This is a genomic window from Arthrobacter sp. Dra40, assembly GCF_059091905.1.
On record NZ_JBNHHB010000272.1, the window covers coordinates 1 to 5,815 of the forward strand.

7 protein-coding genes are annotated in these 5,815 nt (G+C 67.0%); 5 read left to right on the forward strand and 2 right to left on the reverse strand.

The window, feature by feature from the left end; translation table 11 throughout:
• Window positions 1–207 (forward strand): hypothetical protein (locus tag AC5RWT_RS33580; protein WP_494084000.1); only part of this gene is annotated, 207 nt, incomplete at its 5' end.
• Window positions 208–324: 117 nt separating this feature from the next.
• Here AC5RWT_RS33580 and AC5RWT_RS33585 read toward each other — a convergent pair.
• Entirely contained in the window at window positions 325–1,236 is a 912-nt protein-coding gene (locus AC5RWT_RS33585; RefSeq protein ID WP_494083995.1) for a DUF2382 domain-containing protein, read from the reverse strand.
• A 399-nt stretch (window positions 1,237–1,635) separates the two neighbouring features.
• On the opposite strand from AC5RWT_RS33585, the gene AC5RWT_RS33590 reads away from it, so the two are divergent.
• The 3 genes from AC5RWT_RS33590 to AC5RWT_RS33600 all read left to right on the forward strand — a co-directional run bounded on the left by AC5RWT_RS33590 (window position 1,636) and on the right by AC5RWT_RS33600 (window position 4,758).
• On the forward strand, window positions 1,636–2,586 hold the full coding sequence (locus AC5RWT_RS33590) for a 1,4-dihydroxy-2-naphthoyl-CoA synthase (RefSeq protein WP_494083999.1): 951 nt from the start codon (window positions 1,636–1,638) through the stop codon (window positions 2,584–2,586).
• 10 nt (window positions 2,587–2,596) lie between these two features.
• Window positions 2,597–3,754 (forward strand): AMP-binding protein, encoded by a 1,158-nt coding sequence (locus tag AC5RWT_RS33595; RefSeq protein WP_494083996.1) that lies wholly within the window; start codon window positions 2,597–2,599, stop codon window positions 3,752–3,754.
• Window positions 3,755–3,876: 122 nt separating this feature from the next.
• Window positions 3,877–4,758 carry a 1,4-dihydroxy-2-naphthoate polyprenyltransferase gene (locus AC5RWT_RS33600; RefSeq protein WP_494083997.1) on the forward strand — a complete coding sequence of 294 codons (882 nt, stop codon included), beginning with the start codon at window positions 3,877–3,879 and terminating at the stop codon, window positions 4,756–4,758.
• An 82-nt stretch (window positions 4,759–4,840) separates the two neighbouring features.
• Here the strand turns inward: AC5RWT_RS33600 and AC5RWT_RS33605 are convergent, their stop codons facing one another.
• On the reverse strand, window positions 4,841–5,218 hold the full coding sequence (locus AC5RWT_RS33605; RefSeq protein WP_494083998.1) for a DUF4229 domain-containing protein: 378 nt from the start codon (window positions 5,216–5,218) through the stop codon (window positions 4,841–4,843).
• 86 nt (window positions 5,219–5,304) lie between these two features.
• Between AC5RWT_RS33605 and AC5RWT_RS33610 the strand changes: the two genes are divergently transcribed.
• Window positions 5,305–5,718, forward strand: coding sequence for a PLD nuclease N-terminal domain-containing protein (locus tag AC5RWT_RS33610; protein ID WP_493966690.1), 414 nt, complete (start codon window positions 5,305–5,307; stop codon window positions 5,716–5,718).
• Window positions 5,719–5,815 lie beyond the last annotated feature (97 nt).

The window sequence follows — 5,815 nt, forward strand, 5'->3', positions numbered from 1 at the left end:
ACGGACCGCGGACAGTGCGCCTCCGTAGCGGCCTACCGGGGTCCGCGCCCCGCCAATCAGGAATGCCTCAGCCATGGAAATAATCCCTCGCGCTTGAAAAGACCAACGATGAAAGCGGTCGGCGGCTCGGCTGTCGCAGACAACGAAATTACCGACCGACCGTTCTATAAAGAATCCCACGCCGGTCCGGAACCGGTCAACTGGTGACGGGGCCAGGACGGGCTAGGCGTCGGCTTGTTCCCGTGAGCACGAGGAAACCCCGGCGGCCTGAGCCCCCGGGGTTTCCTCTGCGGCGCCGGAGCACCTCGATGATTAAGCGGTTGTTTAGCGGCCGGGACGGCCCAGGCCCTCGTCGTCGGCCTCGATTTCTTCCTTGCGTACGTCCGTGGACACGGTTTCCTGGTCGGTGACGGTGTCCTTGTCCAGCCGGACCCGTTCGACCGGGACGGTTTCCTTCTCCACCACCGGCCGCTCCTCGTGCAGCGTCACCTCGTGCTCGGCCTCGCTGAGTTCCGGCCCCCCGAGCGCCTCGTCCCGGTTCGCGTCGGTGATCGGCTCGCGCTCCAGGCGAACCTCTTCACGCTGGACGGGAACCGTTTGGGTCACGTTCTCGGTGACGATGTACTTGCGCAGCCTGGCCCTGCCGGTTTCCCTGGACTCGGTTCCAACCTGGACGCGTTCCTCAGAGCGGGTCATCGCATCGTCGGACCCGGCCCGGGACATAGCGTCATTCGTTCCGCGTGTGCCGGCAGTCTCCGCGTAAGTGTCCCGGTCCGTCACGCCCGACGTGCCGCCGGCGCCTGCGTAGCCGGTGGTGCCGGTCGTGTCGGCGTAGCCGCTGGTACCGGTCGTGCCGGTCGTATCGGCGTAGCCGCTGGTGCCTGCAGTCCGGCCGGTTTCGGCGTAGCCGCCCGTGGCTGTGGCCAGTCCGTAGTGCCGGTAGAGCCGGTCTTCCTCAGTCTCGTCCAGGTGCCCGTCGGGTTCCATCCGGGGCGCATCCTTTACCTGGTCCTTGCTGTAGGGCACGCGAATGTCACCGCCGTCCGTGGTGGCATCGTCGAGTGGAATGAAAGTTTCGGACATGCCAAACAGACCGGTCTTGACCGTGGCCCAATTGGGCTCGTCGGTCCGGTCATCGAGGTAGAGCTCCCCGAGCGAACCGATCTTGTTTCCCTCGGAATCGATCACATTTGCGTTGCTGCCGATGAGGCTGTCGATTTTATCCTTGGCGATCATTGCATCTCCTTTGTTTGCCACTTCCCGCGGCTTACCGCGGCGATTACGGCCCCGCCAACACGGTTGTGCAGCCGGGCGTGTGGTTACAGACGCAAGCAAAGCATGCTTAGCATTTCCCTGCAAGGCCGCCTGCGCCGGGAGCAGGCGGCGGGACCGCTTTCAAACCCGCGCCTTCCGCGGGCCCTCCTGCGGCTCTCCGCGTGCTGCAGCTTCCTGGCCGCGGCGGCGTTCCGGGTCCCCCGGCCGGCGCAATCACCCGGCCCTTCTGCCCCACCTGAAGCGCGGCCCGGGCCCTCGGAAAGGCAACGATAAACTCGAGGAGTGACTTCCGAGAACCCCGCCCCAGCCAGTCCCGCCACCACCTCAGGCGGCAGCACCGGGAATCCGGCGCGCCCTGATCTGCCTGAGAAGGTTTCCGACCTCTTCGACCCGACGCGCTGGCGGGTGGTGGAGGGCTTTGACTTCCAGGACATGACTTACCACCGGCAGGTGGAGCGCGACGCCGCCGGCAACGTGGTCCGCGACCTGCCGGCAGTGCGCATTGCCTTCAATCGCCCCGAGGTGCGCAACGCGTTCCGCCCGGGAACCGTGGACGAGCTCTACCGCGCCATGGATCATGCCCGAATGACACCGGATGTGGCCACCGTACTGCTGACCGGCAACGGCCCCTCGCCCAAGGACGGCGGCCACTCGTTCTGTTCCGGCGGCGACCAGCGTATCCGCGGCCGGGACGGCTACCGGTATCCGGTCGAGAACGCAGCCGGCGAGTCGGCCGAGTTCATCGATCCCGCCCGCGCCGGCCGGCTGCACATCCTGGAAGTCCAGCGGTTGATGCGCACCATGCCCAAGGTGGTCATCGCCGTCGTGAATGGTTGGGCTGCGGGCGGTGGCCACTCCCTGCATGTGGTGTCCGACCTGACCATAGCTTCCCGCCAGCACGGCAAGTTCAAGCAGACCGATGCCACCGTGGGCAGCTTCGACGCCGGCTACGGTTCCGCACTGCTCGCGCGGCAGATCGGCCAGAAGGCGGCCCGTGAAATCTTCTTCCTGGCGCGCGAATATTCCGCCGAGGACATGGTCCGAATGGGAGCCGTCAACGAGGCGGTAGACCACGAGCGGCTTGAAGAGGTGGCGCTGGAATACGCCGCGGACATTGCCCGCCAGTCCCCGCAGGCCATCCGAATGCTCAAGTTTGCCTTCAACCTGGCGGACGACGGCCTGGCCGGACAGCAGGTCTTTGCCGGTGAGGCCACCCGCTTGGCGTACATGACGGACGAAGCGGTCGAAGGCAAGGAAGCCTTCCTGGCCAAGCGCGACCCGGACTGGTCGTCGTTCCCCTACTACTTCTAGGGCGGGCGCCATGGATATCCAGCCGGCCCTGTCGGCGCTGACCGCGGCGCTGGGCGGCGAGGGCCCCGCCGTCGAGATTACGCCGGACGGCCTGCCGGTGCCGGTGGCTTCGGCCGGAGCGGTTCCCGGGACCGCCGCAGTGGTCCGCACCTCGGGCTCCACCGGCACCCCGAAGGCCACCATGCTGGGCATCGACGCGCTCGCGGCGTCGTCGATGGGTACCGCGCTGCGGCTGGGCAGCGAGGGCCAGTGGCTGCTGGCGCTCGCGCCGAACTACGTGGCCGGCCTGCAGGTACTGGTCCGCTCGCTGTACGCCGGCACGCGGCCGTGGGCCATGGACCTGGCGGGAGGGTTCACCGCCCAGGCGTTCACGGATGCGGCGTCCGCGCTGACCGACCGGTTCCGGATTACCTCGCTGGTGCCCACCCAGCTGCACCGGCTGCTCACCGACGGGGAGCCGGAAACCCTCAGGGCATTGCGCCGCTTCGATGCAATCCTGCTGGGAGGCGCCCGGATGCCGGAGGCGTTGCGGTCCGAGGCTGCCAAACATTCGCTGAACATCGTGCGTACCTACGGCATGAGCGAGACCTGCGGGGGCTGCATCTACGACGGCGTGCCGCTTCCGGGCGTAGCCCTGCGACTGGACCGGGGCCGGGTCCTGATCGGCGGCGACGTGGTCGCCAGCGGCTACCTGGACAACCCCGAACTGACAGCCGCGCACTTCAGCGAGTCCCTCGGCACCCGCTGGTTCCGCACCGAGGACCTGGGAGAGGTCGACGACGCCGGTGTGCTCACCGTGAGCGGACGCGCGGACGACGTGCTGATCACCGGCGGGGTCAAGGTTTCCGCGGCGGCCGTCGCGGACGTCATTGAAGGGCTGCCCGGTATCCGGGCGGTTCTGGTGGCGGGCATCGACGATCCAGAGTGGGGCACCACGGTGTGCGCCGCCGTCGTCGGTTCCGCTCCGGAGGCGGACATCCGGGCCCGGGTCCATGCGGCCCTCGGCGGGCCGGCCGTCCCGCGCCACATCGTGCGCCTGGATGCTTTGCCGCTGTTGCCCAACGGGAAGCCGGACCGGTTGACCGTGGCGGACATCCTGCGCCGTTCAGCGGCAGAGGAGGCCCTGCCACACCCGGGGCGCGGCCGCGGCGAATTGCCGCAACCGTGACATCAGGCACTTCAGCGGGGCCGGCTGCAGGCCCCCTCAGCCTCATGCGCGAGAATAGAACGTTGCTGCGGTCGCCCGCGGCCTACGATGCACCAGACTCCCACAGGTTAGGATTTTCCACAGTGGCTACAGCCGGGCAATGGTTCGAAGGGGCACGGCCCCGCACTCTTCCGATGGCGGTCGCTCCGGTGATCGTCGGCAGCGCTGCCGCCTACGAACTGGGATCCTTCCGGCCCCTGCATGCTGTACTCGCCGCGCTCGTCGCGGTCCTGTTCCAGGTCGGCGTCAACTACGCGAACGACTATTCGGACGGGGTGCGCGGCACCGATGACGTGCGTGTGGGACCGCTGCGCCTGACCGGATCCGGGCTGGCCAAGCCGAAGGCCGTGAAGGCCGCCGCGTTCGCCAGCTTCGGGCTGGCCATGGTTGCCGGGCTCGTCTTGATCATCTTGTCCCAGACCTGGCCGCTGCTGCTGGTGGGCGTGGGCTGCGTGATCGCGGCCTGGGGCTACACCGGCGGCAACAACCCCTACGGTTACCGCGGACTCGGCGAAGTGTACGTATTCCTGTTTTTCGGGATTGTGGCCACCATGGGAACCACCTACACCCAGGCCCTGCAGGTCAGCTGGCCGTCCTTCATCGGCGCGGTCGGGACCGGGCTGATCGCCACCGCCCTGCTGATGGCCAACAACGTCCGCGACATTCCCACGGACCGGGAGGTCGGGAAACTGACTTTGGCGGTCCGGATGGGCGACGAGGTCGCGCGCATCAGCTACGTCATGATGCTGGCAGTGGCCATCCTGCTGCCGCTGATCATGGTCTACGACTTCCCGTGGATCCTGCTGGTCCTGCTGCTGGTTCCGGCGTGCCTGACGCCGAGTTCGCTGATGCTCAAGGGCAAGAAACGCGAGAGCCTCATTCCGGTGCTCAAGCAGACCGGGCTGATCAATCTCGGGTTCGCCATAGCCTTCGCACTGGGCCTGGTGGTGTCCCGACTCACGTAGCGGCCCGCCCTGGGTGGTGTCCCGGCTTATGTAGCGGCCCGCCCTGGTGCGAATGCCCGTTTACACCCCAAGTGGAACCGGGTCAGCCCTGGTCCTCCGGGCGGTTCACGTCTGAGCGGGTCACGTCCGGGCGGGCTCCGTCCGGCCGCTGCTGTACCTCGCGGGGCTTCCGGGACGGATCCACCGTCAGTTCGCCGTACTGATCCACGGCTGCGTCCTCGGCCAGCGCATCGGAAATCTCCGTGGAAGTCCTGGGCGCTTTGACTCCGCTGGAGAAGCGGCGGGCCAGTGCCGCCCCGGCTTCATCCCTCATCTTGCGGAAGAACAGGTACGTGATGCACCACCCCATGATCGCTGCGGCGATGGCGGAGTAGACGACGCCCAGCCTCAAAAACAGGCAGACAACGAAGATGACGGCCATGATGCCAAGGCGCAGTGCGCTGAATTTCCAAAAAGCCACGCCTCAAGTTTACGCTGCCCGCGAGATCGACCGGGCGGCCTGAACATTCCGCTGCCCGCAGCTTGGCCCTCACCTACAATTGACTCATGGTCCGTCTCTATGTCCTGCTCGCGGTACTGGCTCTCTCGGTGGTGATCTATGCCCTCATCGAGTGCATCCGGTCGCGGCCGCATGAGGTGCGCAGTATCTCCAAACCGGGATGGATCCTCGCGATCATCCTGGTCCCCCTGATCGGCGCCCTGATGTGGTTCATGTGGGGCCGTCCCCGGGCGGGCCGGCCACTCCAGCAGGCTCCCCGTCCGGCCGCCCCGGACGACGACATCGCGTTCCTGCGCACGCTTGATGCACAACGCCGCGCAAAGCAGCGGGAAGAGGAACTGAACCGCCGTGAGCAGGAGCTGAAGAAGCGCGAGGACCCCCAGCATGGCCGCAAGGACAAGCCGTCCAGCCATGACGGCCGGCAGCTGAGCGAAGACGACCCGGACAACGGTCCCCGCTAGTGAACTGGTCCCCGAAAGTTGGACCAACTTATTAGAGCCTAAGCCGCAAGGGCTTGAGCACGGTATTGCACCGGGCTCAAGCCCTTGAGCTTTGTTG